The organism is Marinobacter sp. PE14 (genome assembly GCF_053566155.1).
Genome location: NZ_JBQXNY010000002.1, coordinates 195757 through 218840, shown reverse-complemented (window position 1 = coordinate 218840; position 23084 = coordinate 195757). Strand labels below are relative to the sequence as shown.

20 protein-coding genes are annotated in these 23084 nt (G+C 60.8%); 18 read left to right on the top strand and 2 right to left on the bottom strand.

Going from position 1 to position 23084, the window contains the following annotated elements:
- The first annotated feature begins 12 nt into the window (after positions 1-12).
- The 13 genes from ACWJ62_RS06940 (at position 13) to ACWJ62_RS06880 (ending at position 12850) form a co-directional block, all read left to right on the top strand.
- Positions 13-1014, top strand: a complete 1002-nt coding sequence (locus ACWJ62_RS06940) for an ornithine carbamoyltransferase (protein ID WP_449285522.1) — start codon at positions 13-15, stop codon at positions 1012-1014.
- Position 1015: 1 nt separating this feature from the next.
- Complete coding sequence (gene arcC, locus ACWJ62_RS06935) at positions 1016-1924, top strand: carbamate kinase (RefSeq protein WP_449285521.1); 909 nt, start codon at positions 1016-1018, stop codon at positions 1922-1924.
- A gap of 10 nt (positions 1925-1934) precedes the next feature.
- Positions 1935-3326, top strand: a complete 1392-nt coding sequence (gene atpD, locus ACWJ62_RS06930; protein WP_449285520.1) for a F0F1 ATP synthase subunit beta — start codon at positions 1935-1937, stop codon at positions 3324-3326.
- Complete coding sequence (locus ACWJ62_RS06925; RefSeq protein ID WP_449285519.1) at positions 3323-3733, top strand: ATPase; 411 nt, start codon at positions 3323-3325, stop codon at positions 3731-3733. The genes atpD and ACWJ62_RS06925 overlap by 4 nt, the downstream gene beginning before the upstream one ends.
- Positions 3730-4041 (top strand): AtpZ/AtpI family protein, encoded by a 312-nt coding sequence (locus ACWJ62_RS06920; RefSeq protein ID WP_449285518.1) that lies wholly within the window; start codon positions 3730-3732, stop codon positions 4039-4041. The genes ACWJ62_RS06925 and ACWJ62_RS06920 overlap by 4 nt, the downstream gene beginning before the upstream one ends.
- Positions 4028-4324, top strand: coding sequence for an N-ATPase subunit AtpR (locus ACWJ62_RS06915; RefSeq protein ID WP_449285517.1), 297 nt, complete (start codon positions 4028-4030; stop codon positions 4322-4324). The genes ACWJ62_RS06920 and ACWJ62_RS06915 overlap by 14 nt, the downstream gene beginning before the upstream one ends.
- Positions 4324-5019, top strand: coding sequence for a F0F1 ATP synthase subunit A (locus tag ACWJ62_RS06910; protein WP_148609869.1), 696 nt, complete (start codon positions 4324-4326; stop codon positions 5017-5019). Before ACWJ62_RS06915 ends, ACWJ62_RS06910 begins: the two co-directional genes overlap by 1 nt.
- A complete protein-coding gene (locus tag ACWJ62_RS06905; RefSeq protein ID WP_148609870.1) occupies positions 5016-5303 on the top strand; it encodes a F0F1 ATP synthase subunit C in 288 nt (95 codons plus the stop codon). The genes ACWJ62_RS06910 and ACWJ62_RS06905 overlap by 4 nt, the downstream gene beginning before the upstream one ends.
- A gap of 3 nt (positions 5304-5306) precedes the next feature.
- Complete coding sequence (locus ACWJ62_RS06900) at positions 5307-6074, top strand: F0F1 ATP synthase subunit B family protein (RefSeq protein WP_449285516.1); 768 nt, start codon at positions 5307-5309, stop codon at positions 6072-6074.
- Positions 6067-7602, top strand: a complete 1536-nt coding sequence (locus tag ACWJ62_RS06895; RefSeq protein ID WP_449285515.1) for a F0F1 ATP synthase subunit alpha — start codon at positions 6067-6069, stop codon at positions 7600-7602. Before ACWJ62_RS06900 ends, ACWJ62_RS06895 begins: the two co-directional genes overlap by 8 nt.
- The gene (locus ACWJ62_RS06890) at positions 7586-8488 is read left to right on the top strand and encodes a F0F1 ATP synthase subunit gamma (protein WP_449285514.1); all 903 of its coding nucleotides are present in this window, start codon (positions 7586-7588) and stop codon (positions 8486-8488) included. The genes ACWJ62_RS06895 and ACWJ62_RS06890 overlap by 17 nt, the downstream gene beginning before the upstream one ends.
- Before the next feature lie 67 nt (positions 8489-8555).
- Entirely contained in the window at positions 8556-9623 is a 1068-nt protein-coding gene (locus ACWJ62_RS06885; protein WP_449285513.1) for an efflux RND transporter periplasmic adaptor subunit, read from the top strand.
- The gene (locus ACWJ62_RS06880) at positions 9620-12850 is read left to right on the top strand and encodes an efflux RND transporter permease subunit (RefSeq protein ID WP_449285512.1); all 3231 of its coding nucleotides are present in this window, start codon (positions 9620-9622) and stop codon (positions 12848-12850) included. Before ACWJ62_RS06885 ends, ACWJ62_RS06880 begins: the two co-directional genes overlap by 4 nt.
- Positions 12851-12860: 10 nt before the next feature.
- Here ACWJ62_RS06880 and ACWJ62_RS06875 read toward each other — a convergent pair whose 3' ends face one another.
- Complete coding sequence (locus ACWJ62_RS06875; RefSeq protein ID WP_449285511.1) at positions 12861-13916, bottom strand: GGDEF domain-containing protein; 1056 nt, start codon at positions 13914-13916, stop codon at positions 12861-12863.
- 119 nt (positions 13917-14035) lie between these two features.
- Positions 14036-14485, bottom strand: coding sequence for a potassium channel family protein (locus tag ACWJ62_RS06870; RefSeq protein WP_449285510.1), 450 nt, complete (start codon positions 14483-14485; stop codon positions 14036-14038).
- Between the two features lie 153 nt (positions 14486-14638).
- Here ACWJ62_RS06870 and ACWJ62_RS06865 point away from each other — a divergent pair, with 153 nt between their 5' ends.
- The 5 genes from ACWJ62_RS06865 to ACWJ62_RS06845 are packed head-to-tail and all read left to right on the top strand — an operon-like array spanning position 14639 to position 23083.
- Entirely contained in the window at positions 14639-15877 is a 1239-nt protein-coding gene (locus ACWJ62_RS06865; RefSeq protein WP_449285509.1) for an efflux RND transporter periplasmic adaptor subunit, read from the top strand.
- Positions 15874-19035: an efflux RND transporter permease subunit gene (locus ACWJ62_RS06860; protein ID WP_449285508.1), complete on the top strand. Its 3162-nt coding sequence runs from the start codon at positions 15874-15876 to the stop codon at positions 19033-19035. Before ACWJ62_RS06865 ends, ACWJ62_RS06860 begins: the two co-directional genes overlap by 4 nt.
- Before the next feature lie 10 nt (positions 19036-19045).
- Positions 19046-19729, top strand: coding sequence for an ABC transporter ATP-binding protein (locus ACWJ62_RS06855; RefSeq protein ID WP_449285507.1), 684 nt, complete (start codon positions 19046-19048; stop codon positions 19727-19729).
- Positions 19730-19736: 7 nt separating this feature from the next.
- Positions 19737-22007 carry an FtsX-like permease family protein gene (locus tag ACWJ62_RS06850; protein ID WP_449285506.1) on the top strand — a complete coding sequence of 757 codons (2271 nt, stop codon included), beginning with the start codon at positions 19737-19739 and terminating at the stop codon, positions 22005-22007.
- Positions 22004-23083, top strand: coding sequence for a lipocalin-like domain-containing protein (locus ACWJ62_RS06845; protein ID WP_449285505.1), 1080 nt, complete (start codon positions 22004-22006; stop codon positions 23081-23083). Before ACWJ62_RS06850 ends, ACWJ62_RS06845 begins: the two co-directional genes overlap by 4 nt.
- Position 23084: the final 1 nt, after the last annotated feature.

The following is a 23084-nucleotide window of genomic DNA, read 5'->3' as shown; positions in this document are numbered from 1 at the left end:
GGGAGAAACGCTATGGCATTCAATCTCAAGAACCGACACTTCCTTACCCTGCGGGATTTCAGCCCCAGGGAAATCGCCTTTTTGCTGAAGCTGTCTGCGGATCTGAAGACGGCCAAGTACGCTGGCACCGAAGTGCCCAAGCTCGAAGGCAAGGACATCGCTCTGATCTTCGAGAAGAATTCCACGCGAACCCGGGTCGGGTTTGAAGTTGCTGCCTTCGACCAGGGGGCGCGGGTAACCTACCTGGGGCCGACCGGAACCCACATCGGGCACAAGGAATCGGTGAAAGACACCGCCCGGGTTCTTGGCCGGGTCTACGATGCCATAGAGTATCGGGGGTTCGGACAATCCGTTGTGGAAGAACTGGCCCAGTACGCCGGTGTGCCGGTCTACAACGGGCTCACCAACGAATTTCACCCCACCCAGATACTGGCGGACTTCCTGACCATGCAGGAGCACGTGGAAAAGCCGTTGCGGGATGTGGCCTACGTGTTCATCGGCGATGCCGCCAACAACATGGGCGACAGCCTGCTGATCGGCGGCGCCAAGATGGGTATGGACGTGCGCTTGTGCGCACCAAAAGCCTGCTGGCCTGGCCAGGCCGTTCAGGAGGAGGCCCAGGCGCTGGCGGCTGAAACCGGAGCCCGCATCACCATCACGGAGGATGTTGACGCCGCCGTTGCGGGAGTCGATTTCGTGTACACCGATGTCTGGGTCTCAATGGGCGAGCCAAAGGAAAAATGGGCCGAACGGATCAAACTGCTGATGCCTTACCAGGTGAATGCGGCCCTGATGTCCAAAACCGGCAATCCGCGGGCGCGTTTCATGCATTGTCTGCCGGCCTTTCACAACACCGAAACCGTTGTGGGCAAGGAGATTCAGGAGACCTATGGCATTGACGCCATGGAGGTGACTGAAGAGGTTTTCGAAAGCCCCGCCTCGATTGTTTTCGATCAGGCGGAGAACCGCATGCACACCATCAAGGCCGTCCTCGTGGCGACCCTGGGAGGCTGACATGCTGGTTGTGGCAGCGTTGGGGGGAAATGCCCTCCTGAAACGCGGGGAGCCGCTTACTGCAGAGGTCCAGCGCAACAATGTGCAAATTGCGGCCCGATCGCTGGCCGCGGTTGTCCGGGCCGGCCACGATCTGGTGGTCACCCACGGGAATGGGCCACAGGTCGGGCTGCTGGCTTTACAGGGCGCCTCCTACAAACCGGATGAGGCCTACCCGCTGGATGTCCTGGGAGCGGAAACCGAGGGCATGATCGGCTACATGATCGAACAGGAGCTGGAGAACGCCCTGGAACATGACCGGCCGGTCGCAACCCTGCTGACTCAGGTCGTGGTGGATCCCAAGGACCCGGCTTTTGAAAAGCCGACCAAGTTTGTAGGGCCGGTCTATGACCGTGAAGAGGCCGAGCGCCGGGCAGCCGGTGCGGGCTGGAGCATTGCGCCGGACGGCGACAAATGGCGCCGGGTGGTGCCTTCTCCGAAGCCCCTGGAAATACCGGACATGCGCGTACTGAAGTTGCTGCTCGACCAGGGCGTGGTCGTGGTGTGTGCCGGGGGTGGCGGAATACCGGTGCTGCGCAGGGACGACGGCAGCATGGTCGGCATTGAGGCGGTCATCGACAAGGACGCCGCCAGTGCCTTGCTGGCCAGGCAACTGGGTGCGGACGCGTTGCTGCTGTTAACGGATGTTGAGGCGGTCTACCGGGATTTCGGAACTGATCGGTCGACGGCGCTTTCGGAGCTCACAGTGTCCGAGGCACGGGCCCTGGAGATGCCTGCCGGCTCCATGGGCCCGAAACTGCAGGCCGCCTGCGATTTTGCCCAGGCTGGCGGGATCAGCGGCATTGGCCGGCTGCAGGACGCCGTGGCCATACTGGAAGGATCGGCGGGCACTCGCGTGTCTGCCGGGTAACGGCCCCGCTATGAGCCAGAACGAGCCCCGGGACGCTCCCAAGGATGATGGCACAGGGACTGTCGTAGCCATTCGTGGCGGCGTGGTGAGTGTGCGGTTTCCGGAGCCGGTGCCCCACATTCGCGAGCTGCTGTTCGCCGGCAAGATTGCTCTTGAGGTGGCCGCCCTGGAGGACAGAGGCGTGGTCCGATGTATAGCACTGGCTCCTGTGAAAGGGCTGGGGTTGGGCACGCTGGTCCGGGCAACCGGATCATCAATTACTGTACCGGTGGGTGATACCACTCTGGGCCGAATGCTGAACGTATTTGGGGCGCCGGTGGATAACCAGCCTGCGCCGGCTACCAGTGAGCGCCGCGCTATCCATCAGCTCCCGCCCCTGCTGGAAGATCGTGTGGTTCGTAGCCAGATCCTGGAAACCGGCATCAAGGCCATTGATCTGTTATCGCCCATCGAGCGGGGTGGAAAAACCGGTCTGTTTGGCGGTGCCGGTGTCGGCAAGACGGTGCTGATTACCGAACTGATCAACAACACCGTGCAGCAGCACAAGGGCGTCAGCCTGTTTTGCGGTATTGGCGAGCGCTCCCGGGAAGCGGAAGAGCTCTATCGGGAAATGGGTGAGGCTGGCGTGCTCGAGAACACCGTCATGCTGTTCGGGCAGATGAATGAAGTTCCCGGGGTTCGGTTCCTGATCGGCAAGACGGCGCTGACCATGGCGGAGTATTTCCGCGACGAACAGCGTCGGGATGTGTTGTTGCTGATCGACAATATTTTCCGCTTTGTTCAGGCCGGTTCGGAAGTCTCCGGGCTGCTGGGGCGTATGCCTTCACGGGTGGGCTATCAGCCCACCCTGGCGACCGAGTTGGCCGAGCTGGAGGAACGAATCACCTCCACCCGCAGTGCCGCCATTACCTCGGTTCAGGCGGTTTATGTGCCTGCCGACGACTTCACCGATCCCGCCGCTGCCCATATTTTTTCCCACCTTTCCGGTTCGGTGGTGCTGTCACGGAAGCGGGCGAGCGAAGGTCTGTATCCGGCCATTGATCCCCTGGCGTCCTCATCGGTCATGCTCACGCCATCGGTGGTCGGGCAGAGGCATTACGACATCGCCCGGGCGGTTCGCAGAACCCTGGCCGAATACGAGGAGCTGCGCGACATCATCGCCATGCTCGGCATTGAGGAGCTCTCGGCGGGTGATCGAACCACCGTGGCCCGTGCCCGAAGGCTGGAACGCTTCCTGACCCAGCCGTTTTTTACCACCGCAGCCTTTACCGGTGCCGAGGGCAAGCGCGTGACCATCGCCGAAACGTTGAGTGGCTGTGAAACCATTCTGGAGCAGACGGAGTTCGAACAGAACGAAAGTGAGTACTACATGATTGGCGCACTGCCTGAGGTGGTGGTATGAGCCTGGCTGAAGCAATGGAGGTCTGCCTTCGGCTGCCGACCCGGATGCTCTATCAGGGCAAGGCCCGCAAGCTGTTCGCCGTTGCCGAAAACGGCGCCTTTGGGATGCTGCCCAACCACATTGATTTTGTCACCTCGCTGGTGCCGTCGGTCCTGATTCTGACTCTGGAGGATGGCCGTGAGCAGATCTTCGGTATTGATGAGGGCATTCTCGTGAAGCAGGGCCACAAAGTTGACATTGCGATCCGGCGAGGTGCCAAGGGTGAGGATCTGGACACCCTTCAGGAGAGTGTCAGAAAGAACTTTATTGAGGTGGATGAAGACGAACGCATGGCCCGGTCCGCCCTATCCAGGCTGGAGGCTGGCATGGTGCGCCGGTTCGCCGACCTACAACGGCCCAAGCCATGAATCCGCAGCGTGGTGCACCGGAGGACGATATAGGGCGTCGGGCCCGGCGCCTGAAAAAGGCCCGGGACAATCCGGGTGTCAGCCCGCTGCGTGGTCTGGGTGCCTTCGGGATGATTGGCTGGTCCATTGCAGTGCCGACCGTTGGTGGTGCCTTTCTCGGGCTCTGGCTGGAGCGCACCGTGCCGCAGGATTTCCCCTGGGTGCTCGCCCTGATTCTGGGGGGCGTGACTCTGGGTGGCTTCATTGCCTGGGCGTGGATTGGCAGGGAAAGCAAGGAAGAGGAGGAGCAGGACCATGATGATCATTGACTGGCCGGATGTGCTTTGGGGCTTTGGTGTCGGCGTGGCTGTGAGCATTCTCTATTTCGCGGGTCTGGCAGCGAGTGTACGTTTTGCTCTGGGCTCTTCCAGACCATCCGCGGTACTTCTGCCCAGTGCCGTGGTGCGCATCGGATTGCTGCTGGCGGTGGGTTGGCTGGTGACAGGGGGCGCGACCCTGATTTGGGCTTTCGCGGGCTACGGGGCGGCGTTTTTTCTGGTGCGCTACCTGGCGATGTTACTGGCACGAATACCGCACCCGGAGGAAGTCTGATGGAGCTGACGCCCGATGAAACAACGCTATTCACGGTCTGGGGCCTGGATATCAGTGAGACAGTGGGCTTCACCTGGGGCGTCATGATCCTGCTGACCCTCACTTCCATCCTTGTTACCCGAAATTTACGTCCGGATGTGCCACCGAACCGCTGGCGCACCACCCTGGAAGTGATTGTGACGGCGATCCAGAGCCAGATCGAGGAAATCTCGCCGCGAGCCTCTCGCCATGTGCTCTATTTTTCCGGAACGCTGTTCCTGTTTATTGCATTTTCGAACCTCTTGCTGGTTGTGCCAGGATTCACGCCGCCGACGGCCTCGCTTTCCACCACGGCGGCTCTGGCTCTATCGGTCCTGATCGCCGTGCCCCTGTTCGGTATTACCCGACAGGGCATCGGCGGTTATCTGAAAACCTACGTGCAGCCCTCTGTGGTGATGCTGCCGTTCAATATCATCAGCGAATTCTCGCGCGGTATATCCCTGGCCATCCGACTGTATGGCAACGTCATGAGTGGTGCGGTGATCGCAGGCATCCTGTTGGGCGTTGCGCCGTTCTTTTTTCCTGTGGTCATGGATGTCCTCGGATTGCTCACAGGTCTGATTCAGGCCTACATATTCGCCATCCTGGCGACGGTTTACATCTCATCGGCGACAGCCACCGCTGGAAAGCCTTTGCCCAAGGAGAAAGACAAATGAGTGACTTTGCTCTGATTGCTGCGGTCTCTATTCTGACCGCTGGCCTGTCCGTGGCTTTTGGTGCAATCGGCCCGGCGCTCGGGGAGGGCCGGGCTGCCGCCGCGGCGCTTGCTGCCATTGCCCAGCAGCCGGATTCCGCCTCTACCTTGTCGCGGACCCTGTTCGTCAGCCTGGCCATGATCGAGTCCACGGCCATCTACTGTTTTGTCGTGGCGATGATTGTCCTGTTTGCCAATCCGTTCTGGGATCAGGCGCTGCAGGCCGCTCAGTCGGCGGCAGGTTGAATCATGTCCATTGACTGGATCACGGTGCTTGCCCAGATCGGTAATTTTCTGGTGCTGGTCTGGCTGCTCAAGCGTTTTCTGTACAGGCCCATCCTGAATGGAATCGATGCCCGTGAGTCCGAGATCGCAGCACGAATGGGGGAAGCTGAGATAGCGCAGAAGCAGGCCTCAGTAGCTGAAGCTGCGTTTCTGGAGCAGAAGCGGGCATTGCTGGTCGACAACTCCGAACAGGTGGAGCGTTTTCGTCAGCAGGCGGAAAAAGAGAAAGACACTTTGCTCGCCGTCACGCGGGAGAGCCTGGAACGGGAAAAACAGGAATGGCAGGCACATCTGAATTCAGAGCGGGACCGATTTATCAGTGAGTTGCACCTGGCCAGCGCCGAAACACTTTACCAACTGGTGCGGCGGGCCCTGCGTGATCTGGCGGATGAGGATCTCGAGGAGCGTATTGGGCTGCATGTGATCGGAAAGCTGAAGTCCATGAAGCCGGAGCTGGTCTCCGCCGCTGGCAACGCGGAACAGGCTGTTGCGACCACTCATAAGCCGCTCCCGGACAGAACACAGGAAAAGATTCGAACGGCGTTGGCAGGCCTGGCCCCGGACCTCGAGTTGGGTTTCACGACGGATCCCGGTCAGGCTCCGGGGCTGATCCTGCGTGTTGGCAGCGTTCAGGTGGCCTGGACGGTCGACAGTTATACCGATGAGCTGACCGGAATGTTATCCGAACGCTTGGCGTCGGGTGGGACCGGATGGATGCAAAATCATGGCTGAGAAACCGTCCTTTACTCCGGCCAGGAACTTTTTGGGTGCCTTACTGGACGGCCCGACGCCTGCACCTGCGCTGACCGAAGTGGGCACGGTTGCCGAGGTTGGTGACGGTATTGCTGTTGTCTCTGGCCTTGCCCGGGCCCTTGCTGACGAGTTGCTGGTGTTCGCTTCGGGCGTCCGGGGTGTGGTGCTGGATCTGGAGCCGGATCGACTGGGCGTGATTTTGCTCGGGCCTTCTGATCGGGTCACCTCGGGAGAGGATGTCTGGCGAACCCATAAAGTATTCAGTGTACCGGTGGGCACGGGCCTTATCGGCCGCATACTTGATGCCACCGGAAGCCCGCGTGACGGCAAGGGGGCTGTAGTGTCGACCGCTGAGCGACCGGTGGAGGCGAGCGCGCCCGGCATACTGAGCCGGGCTCCGGTGAACCGACCGCTGGCCACCGGTATCAAGGTCATTGATGGTGCGGTCCCGATCGGTCTGGGCCAGAGGGAGCTCATCATTGGGGACCGACAGACCGGAAAAACGTCCATTGCTATCGATACGATTCTCAACCAGGCCCGCTCAGACGTACTGAGCATTTACTGTGCAATCGGCCAGCGCGGAGACGCGGTTGCCCGAGTTATTGAAACCCTGCGGAAAGCCGGCCGGCTGGCGAGCGCCATTGTTGTTGCGGCCGGGGATGAGGACGCGCCCGGGCTGGCCTATGTCGCACCCTATGCAGCGATGACGATGGCGGAATACTTTTCCGACCAGGGGCGGGATGTACTGGTGATTTTCGACGATCTTACCCACCATGCCCGCTCCTATCGGGAACTGTCTCTGCTACTGCGCCGCCCGCCCGGCCGGGAAGCTTTCCCCGGGGATATCTTCTATGTGCATGCCAGATTGCTGGAGCGAGCCGGTCAATTCACCGCAGACGCCGGGGGTGGTTCCATTACCGCACTGCCCGTTGTCGAAACGCAGGCTGAGAATCTGTCCGCCTACATTCCGACAAATCTAATCTCCATAACCGATGGGCAGATCTACCTCTCGCCGAGGCTGGTGAGGAAAAACCAGTTTCCTGCGGTGGATATCGGGCTATCGGTATCGCGGGTCGGGGGAAAGGCCCAGCACCGCGCCTTTCGGGAAGTGGCTGGCAATCTGCGTGTCACCCTGTCCCAGTTCGAGGAGCTGGAGGATTTTGCCCGATTCGGAACCCGGCTGGACGACAACACCAGGGCCCGCTTGAACCGCGGGGCTGCAGTGCGCACTGCGCTGCGACAGCCCGAGCGGGATCCAATGCCAGCCGTCGAGCAGCTTCTGGTATTGATGGCGGCCCTGGAAGGGCTGCTTGATGGCCTGCCGGAGAAAGACGTTGCCGAGGTCATGGTCAGGATGCGGAACAGTATTGGCGACTCTCTGAAAGATGTCGCCGAGAGCATCCGGCAGAATCGTTCGCTGGAGGAAGAGGAAAAGAGAAGCCTTTTGATGGTGGCCCAGGTTGCACTGGGAATGCCGGGAGACGATCGTCATGGCCCAGACACTTGAAACCCTGTCCAGACGGACCGAAACCCTGAGCAGTATTCGCAGCATTGTTCACACCATGAAAACCATGTCTGCGATTAACGCCGTGCCCTACGAGCACGCTGCCCGGTCCATTGAGTCCTATCATCAGACAGTGCTGAGAGGCATTCGGGCGTTCGTTGCCAAAACCGGGCCTATTTCGGTACCGGCAGTTACCCAGGCCGAGCGGCTGTTAGTGGTGTTCGGTTCTGATCATGGTCTGTGTGGCAACTACAACGAGGTGCTTGCTGAAAGCGCACGGTCAGAAGCATTGACGATGGGCGGCCATGCCCGGGTACTGTGTGTGGGTGCCCGCATGAGTGGTGCCCTGACCGATCAGGGGGTCAGGCCGGAGTCTACCTTTCTGCCGCCGGCGTCGGCTGATGGTATCGGGCGTCTGGCGAGCGACATCGTGACGCGACTGGACGAAATCGGAGGCGGCGATGTGCATAACAGGATCGCCGTTACCCTTGTGTTCACCCGACGGGCCGAAAAGGGGCAGCGTGAATCGGAAGTGAGCCAAATGCTGCCGCTGGCCTCCACGTTGCTTTCTGATCCCGCGAAGTCTGGATGGCAATCCCGCTCCCTACCTGACTATACGATGCAGCCAACACCCCTGCTCGCAGCGCTGCTGCGCAACCATATTTTCGCCAGTGTTTTTCGCGCTTCGGCGGAAGCGATGGTTACTGAGAACGCGGCAAGGCTGGCATTGATGCAGCAGGCAGAGCAGGCGGTTGATGATCGGCTGGAGGAGGTTGGCGGCCAGTTCCGTCTGGTGCGTCAGGATGAAATAACCAACGAGCTTATGGACATTATTATCGGATTTGAGGCTCTGAAAAAGAAACCTTCCTCCCATTTTGCCAGCGCCTGAACTGTTCCCGGAGCTTATTTTTGATAACCTTGTGTTATTACCTCATAACCATAATCGGAGATGCCCGATGGAACGGATAGCCGCTGCGTGCATTGTCGTGGTCTTGATGATGCAGGCCTCCATTGCGCTGGGCCAGAGCAGTGGCCCGGAGTTGGTGGCAGCCATTGCCGAGCGCAGCGAGTTGCACGAGACCGTGCACCTCGATGGCGTCATCGAAGCCGTGCAGCAGAGCACCGTCTCTGCGCAGACCAGTGGCACCGTCCAGAACCTGCCCTACGATGTTGACGATTCCGTTGCCGCCGGCGACCTGATTGTCCAGCTGGAGGATAGTGAACAGCGGTCCCGTCTGCGCCAGGCCGAGGCCGGGCTTGAGGAGGCCGAGGCGGCATTGGCGGATGCGGGGCAGCGCTTTGAGCGTATTGAAGCGGTACACGAGCGTGGCCTTGTGTCCCGGCAGGAATTCGACCAGGCCCGCAACAACCTTGCCGCTGCCAGGGCCCGGGTCGAACGCGCCCGGGCTTCGGTTTCCGAGGCGCAGGAGCAACTCTCCTATACCCGTGTGCTGGCACCCTACGGTGGCATTCTTACCGAACGACATGTCGAAGTCGGAGAAGCGGTCAACCCCGGCCAGCCGCTGCTCAGCGGCTTGTCCCTGGAGCAGCTCCGGGTTGTGGTGGATCTTCCCCAGAAGTATGCCGAACTGGCCCGTATGGAGCGTCAGGCCCAGGTCACCCTGGCTGATGGCCGGGTGCTGGAAACCGGTGAGATGACCTTCTACCCCTATGCCGATCCGCAAACTCACACCTTCCGTCTGCGGATGCGACTGAGTGAGCCCAATGGCTCGCTGTTTCCCGGCATGCTGGTGAAGGTCAGTGTGCCGGTTGCCAGCCGTGAGACCCTGTGGATTCCGTTCAGCAGCCTGATTCAACGCAGCGAGCTCCGTGCGGTATTTGTGCTCAATGATCAGGATCAGCCCAGGCTGAGGCAGGTTCGCACCGGAGTGCGGGACAATGGCCGGCTGGAGATTCTTGCGGGCCTGAGCGAGGGCGAGCGGGTAGTCACAAACCCGTCTGTGCTGGTGGGCAGCGAGCGCCTGAATCCGCTTGAAAGAACGGGCAAGGAGTCGAGCCCGTGAGTCGTGATTTGCCGCCAGTTGGCCCCTCCGGCGCCATTGCCCGAGTCTTCCAGGACAACCACCTGACACCGTTGCTGGCCATTCTGGCGATCATTCTTGGCGTGCTGGCTGTGGTGGTCACACCCAAAGAGGAAGAACCCCAGATTGACGTCACCATGGCCGATATCATGGTGGCGTTTCCGGGCGCCAGCACCCGGGAGGTGGAAAGCGCGATCGCCACGCCGGCAGAACAGGTGATGAGCGAGATCAAGGGCGTCGAGCATGTCTATTCCGTGTCCCGCCAGGGCCAGGCGGTGATCACGGTGCAGTTCGAGGTGGGCATCCCGCGGCAGGAAGCCCTGGTCAGGCTCTACAATCAGGTGTATTCCAACCAGGACTGGTTGCCGCCCAACCTGGGCGCTGCCCAGCCGGTGGTCAAGCCCAAGGGCATTGATGATGTCCCGGTGATGACACTCACTCTCTACGATCCGGTCAACGGGCATACGGGGGAGGAACTGACTCGCCTGGCGCACATGCTGGAAGTCGCCCTGAAACGGGTCCCCGGCACCCGGGATGTCTATACCACCGGCGGGATCCCGGATCGGGTCGATATCCGGTTCGATCCGGCGTTGCTGGCGGGGTTCAACCTCACCATCGATGACATCCGGAACGCCCTGATGGCGGCCAACACCAGCAGCCAGGAGGCACGGATTGCCCGGGACAACCTGTCGATACCGGTCCAGGCCGGAACGCTGCTGGAAACCGTGGAGGATGTCCGGCGCCTTGTTGTGGGCATGCACAATGGCTCCGCGGTGTACCTGGAGGACGTGGCGCAGGTCCGCCGGGGAGGCACCGTGGCGGACCAGAGTGTAATGACCGGATTCGGGCCGGCCCGGGAAACCGGCGTGGCTGGCCAGCCCGGCGAGGTTTATCCGGCAGTTACCCTGGCCATCGCCAAGAAGCCGGGCGAGAACGCCATCAATATCACCACGGCCATTGAAGAGCGTCTGGACCAGCTGCGCAACCGGGCCCTGCCGGAATCGGTGGAAGTGCTGGTCACCCGGGACTATGGCGTAACCGCCTCCCAGAAAGCCCGCAAACTGATTACCGATCTGATCTCCGCCACTTTGTGCGTTGTGCTGCTGGTGCTGGCGGCCATGGGCTGGCGCCAAGCCCTGATTGTCGGCATCGCGGTTCTGATTACCCTGCTGCTGACCCTGGTGTTCTCCTGGGCATGGGGATTTACCCTGAACCGGGTGTCCCTGTTCGCGCTGATATTCTCCATCGGCATCCTGGTGGACGACGGCATCGTCATCACCGAGAACATCAATCGCCGGATCCAGAACTCCCGTCGTGCGGTCAAGGACATCATCCCTGTGGCCGTGGATGAAGTGGGCACGCCTACCATCATGGCCAGTCTCACCATCATGGCGGCGCTGATTCCGATGGCGTTTGTCAGTGGCCTGATGGGCCCCTACATGAGCCCGATTCCGATCAATGCCTCCGCGGGTATGGTGCTGTCCCAGATTGTCGCCTTCGTGGTGGCCCCCTGGCTGGCCTTCAGGCTTCTCAAACACAAGAAAGGGGAGCAAGCCGCTGAAGCCGAGGAGGCGTCCAGCTCTGCGGATGGCGTCAGCCCGTTATCCCTGCGAATTTTCCGGACCGTGCTCGGTCCGTTCCTGGGCGATCACCCCTGGCGCCGCCGTTTGCTGGCACTGGGGGTGGTGGGTCTTACCCTCGTGGCTTCGTCATTGCCGGTGTTCCAGGCGGTGATCCTGAAGATGCTTCCCTTCGACAACAAGTCGGAACTGCAAGTTGTGGTCGACATGCCCGAGCGCACGCCCATGGAACAGACCCAGCGGGTGTTGCTGGATATGGGCAGCTACCTGGAAACGGTGGACGAAGTAACCAACTGGCAAACCTACGCCGGCACCGCCTCACCCATCAATTTCAATGGCCTGGTGCGGCAGTATTACCTGCGTGGCGATCCCTACCACGGGGATATACAGATCAATCTCATGGATGAAGAGAGTCGGGACCGGTCGTCCCATACGATTGCACAATCCCTCCGGGACCCACTGACCGAAATCGGTGACCGGTACGGAGCCAGTGTGAAGATTGTCGAAGTGCCGCCCGGGCCGCCGGTACTGTCACCCGTGGTGGCCGAGATCTATGCGGTGGATGAAACCCGCCGGGCAGAGCTGGCCCGGCAAGTGGCCGAAGGCATGACCAGCGTCGATGGCCTGGTGGATATCGACACCACCCTGGAGGCACCCACACGGCAGTGGGAAGTGGTGGTGGATCGGGACCGTGCGGCACGGCTCGGTGTTTCCCAGGCCCAGGTGGTCGGTGCCCTGCAGACCGCCCTGGGGGGAACCGGGGTCAGCTTCCTGCATGATGATCATGCCAAATACCCTGTTCCGATACGGGTGATTCTGGGTGAAGGCGACAAGGCCCAGCCATCGGTGCTGTTATCGCTGAAGGTGCGGAGCCGCAGCGGCGCGCTGGTTCCTCTGGCAAGCATTGCGGACGTACGCGAAGCCGACTGGATGGGGGCGATCTACCACAAGGATCTGCTACCGGTAACCTACGTGACGGCAGACATGGCGGGGGAGATCGATTCGCCGCTGTACGGCATGTTTGCCATGGTCGAGCGCCTGAACCAGCAAGCGGGGGCCCCGGAGCAGTATTTCATCGACCAGCCCCCATTGCCGGAAAAGGGCACGCTCAAATGGGACGGCGAATGGCAGATCACCTACGAAACCTTCCGGGACATGGGCGCGGCTTACAGCGTGGGTGTGTTCATGATCTTCGTTCTGCTGGTGGCGCAGTTCCGTTCCTATATTCTGCCGCTGGTGATCATGGCGCCCATCCCGCTGACCCTGATCGGCATCATGCCCGGCCATGCGCTGCTGGGGCGCGAGTTCACGGCCACCAGCATGATTGGCATGATTGCCCTGGCCGGGATCATCGTGCGCAACTCGATCCTGCTGGTGGTGTTTATCCGTCAGCTGATTGAGGAGGGCGTCGAGCTTGATGAAGCGGTGGTCCTGGCGGGCGCGGTGCGCATCAAACCCATCGCGTTGACGGCGATCTCGGCGATGGTGGGTGCTTACTTTATTCTGAACGATCCGATTTTTAACGGCCTGGCGATATCGCTGGTATTTGGCCTGGCCATGTCCACCTTGTTGACCGTTCTGGTGGTGCCATTGCTTTATTACACACTGGCGCGTTGCAAGTGGGTGTGAGCTAAATTGATTACGCCTGGCAGGGAACCAGGGCGCTGTCGGAGCTGATGATCCGGTTACGTCCGGAATCCTTGGCGTGATAGAGGTACTGGTCGGCCCGGCCGATCAGGCTGCGCAGATCGCCACCGTCCGGACCAAACTGGGCAATGCCGCCGCTGATAGTCAGGCCAATGGATTGGTCCTGATAGGGCACGGGGTGAGATTCAATCGCACCCCGGATCTTGTCTGCCACCCGATGAGCCTGGTCTGCGGTGGTGTTGGTGAGCAGAATGGCGAACTCCTCGCCACCCAGCCGGGTGGCCAGATCGGTTGCTCTGAGCGAAGCGCGCAGGGTGCTGGCGACATGCCTGAGCGCCAGGTCTCCGGCCTCGTGACCATGCTGATCATTGACCTGTTTGAAATGGTCCAGATCCAGTACCAGCACGGATAGTGGGGTTCCGTTACGGAGGCTGCGTTTGCGCTCCTGTTCAAACACATCGCTGAGGCGCGCCCGGTTGGCGAGGCCGGTGAGTGCGTCAGTTTGAGCCATTTTAAGCAGGCGTGATTCGGATTGCTCCCGAGTGATCTCGTAAATGTGAGAGAACGCGAGGATGGTCAGTGACATCAGCCCCATATTGGCAATAGGAAGGGGCTGTATCATGTCCGGAGCATCCTGGTATTTGAAAAAGAAGATCACGGCTGCCGTGCCCATGAACACGGCAGATACCAGCAGGCCCAGGCGCCGGCCCATCAGAAGGTGGGAAAGGATGGGAATCAACAGGACCCAGGCGAAGACCGTGGTGGTTGCCCGGGGTGATGTGAGTGCGAACATCATGGTGATGCAGAACGGCAGGATAAAGGCGAGAATCCAGCGTTCCAGGTGTCGTGTGTTGCCAATTGCCCAGAGAATGAAAACCGAGTAGCACGCCATGCCAAGCTCGGCAAACGCCAGGGGGTAGTTCTGTCTCTGGACATTGAGGGTAAAAAACAGCAGGCCGCTGATGGCGGTAAAGATCAGCAACGTCTTAAGTACCGCTTTGCGGTAAGGACGGGCAAGGTGCTTCTGTGATTCCCTATAACTTTCCATGGGTCTGGTCTGGGTATCCGGAGCGCTGGAGCGATATGTACAAAGACAGTGCACATGCCGCAAGATCCGGGTATTAGATCAGAATTCGTGCAAAGTAGCCGTCGATTTTCGACTAAAGTCTAGCGGGTGGGCCAGTAGCGCTGCATTTCCACGAACAGGAAGGAGGCACTCCAGGTGATCAGAACCAGCCCGGACAGTGCTTCTATGCCGGTGAGGAAACGCAGGACTCCAAAGGGTTCGACATCCCCGTAGCCGACGGTGGTAAATGTGGTGAAGGAAAAGTAAACACAATCGAGCATGCTTCCGCTGAAATTGCCGCCAAGTTCGCCCCAGCCCTCGGCATGGTGCATGAGATAAAAAGCACCGGCAAAGATCCAGACTTGCAGGGTGTGGGCCGCGAGAACGCCGAACACCGCGGCAATCAGCCGGAAGCGATGACTCTGCCGCATTTTCGACAGGAGTCCGCTCAAATTAATCAGCACTTCGTGGTGGATCAGGACCACGACGGCAACGATCAACCCGTTAATCAGCGTTGCGTTGAGGAGATTGACATGATGCTCTACTGCCAAGATAGATACTCTCCGTTGCCATGAATGGAGGATGCACCGCGTAAAATTGACGCAGGACCTAGGCTTGTCCGATCCGAAAACGAGCCTTGATTGTATAGTAGTCTGAACCTAACAGCCCGACGGGCTTTTTTTACCTTAGCTGGCCAGCAAGTAATGTCCAAACGACTCGTTCCCGTATTGATTCTCGCCGTCGGTATCGCCGGTTTCATGATTCTCAAGATGACCCGCCCGGAGCCTGCAGAAGTCAGTGCCACCGAGCGGAGTTGGCGTGTTCAGGTTCAGCAGATTGAGCCGGACACCCACACGCCGGTGCTGCCCCTTTACGGAGAGGTTCTTGCGCCTGAGCAGCTGACCGTAACCGCCACCCTGGCAGGCCGTATCGGTGCCAGGCCGGTGATGGAGGGGCAGCGTGTCAGTGAGGGAGAGCTTCTGGTGGCTCTGGATGAGGCCGATATCCAACCCGCCCTGGCTCAGGCCGAGGCTCAGGTAAACGATCTGGAAGCCCAGATTCGATCGGAGCAGGTGCGTTACCGGAACGACCAGACAGCGCTTGCCAGCGAGCAGGCGATTCTCGAGAACGCCCGCCGACAGCTGGAGCGCACCCGATCGCTGGTTAGCCGGAACCTGGCCTCCCGCGAAGCGCTAGAGGCGGCTACCGATGCTGCCGCACGAGCCGAACTGACAGTGAATACCCGGCAGCGCGCGATTGAAGAGCACCCGGCTCGGCTGCAGAGCCTCGAGGCAAAATTGGCCCAGGCCGAGGCAAACCTGCTCAGCACGCGGCGGGATGCCGAACGCGCCCGTATGGTTGCGCCTTTCGACGGCATGGTGACCGATATCCGGGTTGCCGAGGGAGATCAGGTAAGCCGAAACGAACCGCTGCTGTCGCTCTATCCCGTGGATGGTCTTGAACTCAGGGCCCGGGTCCCGGAGATGTTCCGTGGCGAGCTTCTGGATGCGCTGGCCCGCGGGGAAACCCTGACGGCCACCAGCGAGGGGGATCAGCACCGGTTCCGGCTCACCCGCTTCGCCGGCACCAGCGATGCGTCCGGTACCGAGGCCATTCTTGAACTCGAAGGCGAGGCCGGTGGAATACGGCCAGGGGGCCTGTTGCCCGTGACTCTGGAGCGGGCCGCCCGCAACAATACCGTGTCGATTCCGTTCAGCGCCCTCTATGGTGCTGACAGCGTTTATTTGATGTCCTCAGACGGCCGGATGGAGCGCGCCCGTATCGAGCGCATCGGCGAAGCCCGGGGTAGCAATGGCGAGCGTCGCCTTCTGGTGTCTGGCGAGGCCCTGGTGTCTGGTGCGCAACTGATCACCACACACCTGCCCAATGCGGTGACCGGCCTCAAGGTGGATGTCGCGGATTCCGGGGCTTCGGCGCAATGAGGCGGAAAAAGGGCGTCATCGGTTTTTTTGTTCACCATCGGGTCGCTGCCAACCTGGTGATGCTGGTCATGCTGCTGGGTGGCGTACTGGCACTCACCCGCATGAATATCCAGTTTTTCCCGACTTTTGCCCTGGACGTGGTCAGTGTCCGCGTGGTCTGGAGTGGGGCCTCCGCCGAGGATGTCGAGCAGGGCATCACCAACCCCCTTGAGCAGCGACTGCGAAGCGTCGATGGTCTAAAGAAAATGACCTCCACCTCGGCCCAGAGTGTCTCGTCCATCACGCTTGAGTTCGAGGAGGGCACCAACCCGATCCAGGCCCTGGATGACGTGCGCCAGCAGGTGGACGAGTTCACCAACTTCCCGGCCGAGGCGGAGGAGCCCCAGGTAACCCGCATTGAACGTTATGAACCGGTGGCCCGGTTGCTGGTTTACGGGGATGTCGATCGCAGTGAGTTGCGGCAGATGGCGTACCGTTTTGAAGATGAACTGCTCCAGCGCGGCATTGACCGGGTGTCGATCCGCGGCCTGCCGGAACAGCAGATCAGCATTGATGTACCGGTGGAGCGCCTCGAGACACTGGGGCTTTCACTGGAACAGATTGCCGAACGGGTGGCCGCCATTTCCCGCGACCTGCCCGCCGGCATGATGGCGCAGCAGGACGCCACCCGGGAACTGAGGGCCGTGGAGCAGCGACGCAGCCCGCAGGAGTTTGAAAACATTCCGGTGCTCAGTGGTGAGCGGGTTCAGCTCCATCTTGGCGATGTCGCCATCATTCGTCAGGAGGCCCGTGAGAGCCAGGTAACGCTGGAAAAGGACGGCAAGCCGGCGGTTGAACTGCAACTGCAGCGATCGGAAAACGGCAATTCACTGGAAGCGGCCAAAGTCCTGGAAAACTGGCTGACGGACACTCGGCCGGTGCTGCCGCCAACGGTGGAACTGGAGGTGTACGACGAGACCTGGCAGCTGCTGGATGATCGTATTTCCCTGCTGGTGAAAAACGGTCTGGGCGGCCTGGTGCTGGTGATCTGTCTGTTGTACCTGTTTCTGCCGGGTCGGGTGGCCCTGTGGGTGGCCGTCGGTATCCCCACTGCTTTTCTGGCGGCCATGGCAGTGCTCTGGCTGATCGGTGGTTCCATCAACATGATTTCCCTGTTTGCACTGATCATGGCACTGGGGGTGATCGTCGACGATGCCATTGTGGTTGGCGAGGATGCCGATGCCCATGCCCGGATGGGGGAGGAGTCCATTTATGCCTCGGAAGGTGCGGCCAAGCGCATGGTTTGGCCGGTACTGGCCTCGTCGTTAACCACCGTTGCGGCCTTCATGCCCCTGTTGGTGGTGGGCGGAGTCATCGGCAATATCCTGGGCGATATACCATTGGTGATGATCTGTGTTCTGGTCGCCTCACTGCTTGAGTGTTTTATCGTGCTGCCCGCGCACCTGCGCCATGCCTTTGTACCCCGTCGCAAGAAAAAATCTCAGGTGTCGGAGCCGAAAAAGCCGGGCCCAATTGAACGTTTCCGGCAGGGCTTCGAACAGCGGTTCGACCGGTTCCGGGAAGGCCGGTTCCGGCGCTTCTCCCGCTACAGTCTTCAGCATCGAGGCGCCACGGTCGCCAGTGCCCTGGCCCTGGCCATCGTGACCATCGGCCTGCTGGCCGGTGGCCGCCTGGGTTTCAACTTTTTCCCGACCCCGGAGCCGTCGGTGTTCTATGCCAACGCCAGCTTTGTGGCCGGGACCGATCGCGGCACCGTGGATGATTTCCTGACCCAGATGCAGAGGACGCTCAATGAGACGGAAGAAGCCCTGGGTGGCGATTTCATCCTTCACGCCGTAACGACACGGGGTGCAACCCAGGGCGCCGAGGGCAGCTCCCGAAGTGGTGACGAACTGGGCTCAATGATGATCGAACTGGTGCCTTCCGACCGCCGTTCGGTTCGCAACCCGGAATTCATCACCGAGTGGCGCAGCCGGCTGGAGACCCCCGCCGGGCTGGACAACCTGACGATTTCCGAGCGCCAGGCCGGGCCTCCTGGCCGCGACGTCAACGTGCGGCTGACCGGTGAGAACGCCGAACGCCTCAAGCAGGCCGCCGACGAACTGGGGCAGGCGCTGTCGACGCTGCCTGGCGTGCTTGATGTGGAAGATGACATGCCCTGGGGGCGGGAGCAGCTGATTTACCAGGTCAGTGCCTATGGTGAGGCGCTGGGGCTGACCACGTCGGATCTGGGTCGCCAGCTCCGGGCGGCCTTTGATGGTCGTATTGCCCAGATCTACCAGGATGGCCGGGATGAAGTGGAAGTTCGTGTACAGCTGCCACAGGATCAGCGCGAGCGGCTTTCAACCCTGTCACGCATCACAATCCGGGTTCCGGACGGTCGTTTTGTGCCCCTCACTCAGGTCATGAACCTGGATCACCGTCAGGGTTTCCAGGCTCTGCGACATGCCGAAGGGCGACTGGCCGTTGAGGTGACGTCCGGGCTGAACACCCGCGTCAGCACCACGGACCAGATCCTTACCAGTCTCGAGGCGGAGGCCCTCCCCGACATCGCCAGTCGCTATAACGTGCGTTACAGCTTCGAGGGCCGGGCGGCCGACCAGCGGGAAACCCTGGGTGATATGCAAACCGGTCTGGTTATCGGTCTGGCGCTTATGTACGTGGTGCTGGCCTGGGTGTTTGCGTCCTGGAGCCTGCCGCTGATTGTTATGGCCATTATTCCCTTTGCTCTGGTGGGCGCACTGCTGGGCCACTGGCTGATGGGGCTGCAGTTGACCATTCTCTCCCTGTTTGGCCTGTTCGGTCTGTCCGGGATTGTGGTCAATAACGCGATCATCCTCGTAGCCTTCTATAACCAGCAGCGGAAAAAAGGGCTGGACATCACTGATGCGCTCAACGAAGCCGCGGTACAGCGGGTTCGGGCAGTGATGCTCACGTCATTGACAACCATCGGTGGCTTGTTGCCACTTTTGTTCGAGACGTCCCTGCAGGCCCAGTTCCTGATTCCCATGGCCACTTCCATCGCGTTTGGTCTGGGGCTTTCGACCCTGCTGGTGTTGCTGGTGGTTCCGGCCTTGCTCTCTTGGCTGGAGCAATTCCGGGAATGGCGCGCACGGCGGCATGGCGACATAGCAGAGCCGATCGGGGCGCCCGAGTGAAAGGACAAGCATGGTGGATTCTTTGCTATCGGCCCGAGGCCTGAACAAGCAGTTTCGCAGCGGCGATGAGCCGGTGCCGGTGCTTACCGATTTTTCGTTGCAACTCGGTTCGGGTGAATCGCTGGCGCTGACAGGCCGCTCGGGGTCCGGCAAAAGCACCCTGTTGAACATCCTGTGCGGCTTGGAAAAGCCCGACTCAGGCACTGTTCAGGTGCTCGGAGAGACATTTGATACCCGGTCAACGGAGGCCGGAAGCAAGGCTGACACGCGCTGGGGCGACCTTCGCCGACAGCAGATCGGTGTGGTTTTCCAGGAAGCCAATCTGATGCCTGCTCTGTCGCTGCTGGACAATGTGCGTTTTCGGGCAAAGCTTGCCGGTCAACCCGAGGATGATTGCCGGGACTGGCTGGAGCGCCTGGGCATTGGCGAGCTTGCCGACCGCTTTCCCGATCAGGTGTCCGGCGGGCAGCGCCAGCGTGCCTCTCTCGCCATGGTCTTTGCCATGAAGCCGGCCCTGATTCTTGCCGATGAACCGACCGGAAGTCTGGACCGGCATACCGCCGAGGCAGTGATCGGGCAGTTATTCGAGTTGCAGGCGCGGCACGGTTGCGGCCTCATCCTCGCCACCCACGATCCCGAACTGGCCACCCGCTGCAGCCAGCACCTGGATCTTGGCCATCTGCCGGAAACCTGAGCCCGCGATGACTCTTCCGGCCGCCCTGTTCAGCCATTACCGTCGACACCCGCTTCAGTTGCTGGCCCTGGCTGCCATGATTGTGCTGGCCACCATGCTCTGGACGGGCGTCCACCACCTCACCAGTCAGGCCCGGGCCAGTCTCGACCAGAGCGAATCGGCGGTGGCCGAGCGCCAGCAGGTAGCTCGCACAGATGGTAGCCCTGTAACTGTGGATGACTTCGTGGCGCTGCGTCGAGCCGGGCTTTGTGTCATGCCATGGCTGGAGGTCTCCGAGCCGGAAGGCGGTCGAGTCGTGGGTGTCGACCCTCTGGCAGCGGGCTGCTTCCAGGCCCCCGGAGGGCAAGAGGCGCCCTGGGGTGGGGAACTGGATGGCCGGCCTTTTGTGGATATCAGTGAAGCGGCGGAACTGGCCGGTGAGCAGGGCAGCGAGTTGTCGCTGCTGGTATCCGATGACCACAACAAGGGCGATCTACCACCCGGCTATCAGCTGGTGCCGTTCAGCGTTGGCCCGGCTACCGGTGAGCTGGGTGACAGTTTCCTTTTGAATCTGGATGCCCTGGGGGTCCTGGTTCTCCTGATTACCGCTTTGCTGGTGCGAAGTGTTTACCTGCTCGGCCTGGCCCAACGTCGCGACAGCTTTGCCCTGCTGCACCGGTTTGGCGTTCCTCAGGGCAGGGTGAACCGCTTGCTGGTGGTCGAGATCCTCTTGCTGGCTGCGGTTTGTGTAGTGCCCGGAATCTGGCTTGGTCGCTGGCTGGCCGCTGGTCTGGGCAGCGGCTTTGGGCAGGCCCTCGAGGGACTGTTCGACCAGCCATTATACGCAGGCCAGGGCGGAAGTTGGCTGGTGCCGCTTGTCACCATGATGGCCGTGATTCTGGTGGCTTGTCTGGCGGATTTCCTCCGACCATTGGCCCGGGGGCTTGTGGGAGGCAACCGCCGATACGGCGGCTTGGTATTGTTGGTGCTGATCGCAGGCCTCGCCTTGACGGTTTGGGTCACGGATCTGCTCTGGCTTTTCATTGCCGTGGCCATGGTATTCGTTGCTGCCGGTATTCTCGCGCCCAGGTTGATTGCCTGGCTTGCAGACTGGCGGTCCGGCCACGACAGGGATCTGCAGGCACGTTGGCGTCATCGGGAGCTTGCAGTGCTGGCTCGTCGCCTGGCCCTGCCATTGGTAGCCCTGCAGTTCGCCATGGCGATGGTTCTGGCGGTGCAGGCACTGGTGACCACCTTTGAGAGCACCTTTGACCGATGGCTGGCGCAGAGACTGGAAGCGGATTATTACATCGAAGTTCCTGAAGCAGCAGATGCGGCCCTGGCACTCGACTGGCTCGCTGAACAGCCGGAGCTCTCTGCTTCCGGGCTGTGGCACCGGGTCATTCGCGGCCGGGCTACTCTGCCGGGCGGCGCGGATAAGGGAGATACCAGGGTAGACGTCTTTGCCATCGGACCCGTTGGCCCGCTGGTGACCGGTTGGCAGTTGTTTGAATCAGCGCCGCAGCCCTGGCAGAGCCTGCAACAGGGCCAGGGTGTGTTGGTGAATGAACAGCTGGCGCGCCGGCAGGATATAAAGGTCGGCCAGACATTGACGGTACTTTTCGGAAGCCAGTCCTTCGAACTTCCGGTACTGGCCATTTACCCGGACTATGGCCGTCCAGCCGGCGAGATCCTGATTCATCCGTCGGTTCTTCCAGCGGAGTTCGAAACCGGCTTCCAGAGCCTGTCAGTTTCGCCGGGCAATCTCTCCATTGAGGCAGTGACCGATGGATTAAAACGGGTATGGCAGGTCGAGGCGTTGACGGTTCGGGATAACCGGGCGATTGAAGAGCTCGCCTCTGCCATTTTCGACCAGACCTTTCTGCTGACTCGGGCCATGACCACCCTGACCCTGATACTGGCGGCTATCGCCCTGCTGATGATGGGCTGGGTGTTTTTCTCGACCCGTGCCTGGTATTTCCGGCTGCTTGTGGTATGGGGGCTGTCACGAAGGCAGGCTTCGGCTCAACTGGTCCGGTTGTCAGTGTCTTTGACCGGTGCCATTGCCCTGCTGGCCTTGCCGCTTGGGGTCTGGCTGACCTGGGTACTGGTGCATCGGATTAATCCCATCGCGTTTGGCTGGTCCCTGCCCATGGCCATCTATCCGAGGTTCTGGCTGGAGCTTGGTGTGCTCAGCATGCTGATCGGTCTGAGTATCGCCTTACTGATGAGCCGCCAGTTGAAATCGCCGACGGTCGCACCCGTAAACGCCAATGCCCTGGCAGGAGGTGAGCGATGAGACGCTGGGTCTTCATCTGGTTCGCCGTGGTTCTGGCCGGCTGTTCGGAGCCACAGCAAGAGTCAGGCTTTGCCGGACTTGCCGGCATCGCGGATAACGAATCCGGTGTGCCCTTTTTGCAGCCCGGGCAGGGAGACCGGCTGACGTTTCCCGAGGACTATGGCCCCCACCCGCAGCACCGGATCGAATGGTGGTACCTGACCGCCAATCTGAAGACGGACGATGGCAAGCCCCTTGGACTGCAATGGACCCAGTTCCGCCAGGCAATCAAGCCGAGGCTGGCAGACGCTGAGCCTCCGGACGCAAATAAGTGGCCCCTGGAAGCGGCCTGGATGGCCCATGCCGCAGTAAGCTTTGATACCCGGCACTACTTCGCAGAGAAGCTGGCCCGGGGCGACGTCGGCCACGCCGGAGCCCGGGCAGAGCCGATCGCGGTCTGGCTGGACAACTGGCAACTTGAGGCTGGACCCGGGAAGAATTCCTGGCGGTTGCAGGTCTCGGCGGATGGCTGGTCCTACGATTTGACCTTGAGCATCACCGGAAAGCCCTTAGCCCACGGCGATCAGGGTTTCAGTGCCAAGTCCGCCGATGGCGAGGGCTCCATGTATTTCAGTCTGGTGGACCTTCAGATAGAAGGCACGGTCACACTCGGTAGTAAGACACTCGAGGTGTCAGGGAAGGGTTGGTTCGACCGGGAGTGGAGCAGCCAGTTTCTGAAATCCGGCCAGCAGGGCTGGGACTGGTTTGCGCTGCACCTGGACTCGGGCGACAAACTTATGGCTTTCCAGCTCAGGGAAGAAGACGGCGGCTTTCGTGCCGGAACCTGGATTCCCGCTAACGGCAAGCCTGTTGCGCTTGACGCCGATCAGGTCAGAATGACGCCATTAACCCAGAGCGACGGTTATCCCCGTGCATGGCAACTGTCGGTGCCGAACTTCGGGGTGAATCTCGAGGTAGTCGCGCCGGCGGGGGATTATCGGAACACCGGGCTTTACCCATATTGGGAAAGCCCGGTGTCGGTATCCGGCAGCCATGACGGGGTCGGCTACATGGAACTGACAGGATACGGTGAGTGAA

Bases quoted from the DNA above. Each gene is read 5' to 3' on its own strand.
- ACWJ62_RS06900 (WP_449285516.1), top strand. From the start codon at position 5,307: ATGTCCATTGACTGGATCACGGTGCTTGCCCAGATCGGTAATTTTCTG.
- ACWJ62_RS06915 (WP_449285517.1), top strand. From the start codon at position 4,028: ATGATGATCATTGACTGGCCGGATGTGCTTTGGGGCTTTGGTGTCGGC.
- atpD (WP_449285520.1), top strand. From the start codon at position 1,935: ATGAGCCAGAACGAGCCCCGGGACGCTCCCAAGGATGATGGCACAGGG.
- ACWJ62_RS06865 (WP_449285509.1), top strand. From the start codon at position 14,639: ATGTCCAAACGACTCGTTCCCGTATTGATTCTCGCCGTCGGTATCGCC.
- ACWJ62_RS06850 (WP_449285506.1), top strand. From the start codon at position 19,737: ATGACTCTTCCGGCCGCCCTGTTCAGCCATTACCGTCGACACCCGCTT.
- ACWJ62_RS06875 (WP_449285511.1), bottom strand. From the start codon at position 13,916: ATGGAAAGTTATAGGGAATCACAGAAGCACCTTGCCCGTCCTTACCGC.
- ACWJ62_RS06885 (WP_449285513.1), top strand. From the start codon at position 8,556: ATGGAACGGATAGCCGCTGCGTGCATTGTCGTGGTCTTGATGATGCAG.
- ACWJ62_RS06895 (WP_449285515.1), top strand. From the start codon at position 6,067: ATGGCTGAGAAACCGTCCTTTACTCCGGCCAGGAACTTTTTGGGTGCC.
- ACWJ62_RS06860 (WP_449285508.1), top strand. From the start codon at position 15,874: ATGAGGCGGAAAAAGGGCGTCATCGGTTTTTTTGTTCACCATCGGGTC.
- ACWJ62_RS06890 (WP_449285514.1), top strand. From the start codon at position 7,586: ATGGCCCAGACACTTGAAACCCTGTCCAGACGGACCGAAACCCTGAGC.
- ACWJ62_RS06920 (WP_449285518.1), top strand. From the start codon at position 3,730: ATGAATCCGCAGCGTGGTGCACCGGAGGACGATATAGGGCGTCGGGCC.
- ACWJ62_RS06925 (WP_449285519.1), top strand. From the start codon at position 3,323: ATGAGCCTGGCTGAAGCAATGGAGGTCTGCCTTCGGCTGCCGACCCGG.
- ACWJ62_RS06910 (WP_148609869.1), top strand. From the start codon at position 4,324: ATGGAGCTGACGCCCGATGAAACAACGCTATTCACGGTCTGGGGCCTG.
- arcC (WP_449285521.1), top strand. From the start codon at position 1,016: ATGCTGGTTGTGGCAGCGTTGGGGGGAAATGCCCTCCTGAAACGCGGG.
- ACWJ62_RS06845 (WP_449285505.1), top strand. From the start codon at position 22,004: ATGAGACGCTGGGTCTTCATCTGGTTCGCCGTGGTTCTGGCCGGCTGT.
- ACWJ62_RS06855 (WP_449285507.1), top strand. From the start codon at position 19,046: ATGGTGGATTCTTTGCTATCGGCCCGAGGCCTGAACAAGCAGTTTCGC.
- ACWJ62_RS06940 (WP_449285522.1), top strand. From the start codon at position 13: ATGGCATTCAATCTCAAGAACCGACACTTCCTTACCCTGCGGGATTTC.
- ACWJ62_RS06905 (WP_148609870.1), top strand. From the start codon at position 5,016: ATGAGTGACTTTGCTCTGATTGCTGCGGTCTCTATTCTGACCGCTGGC.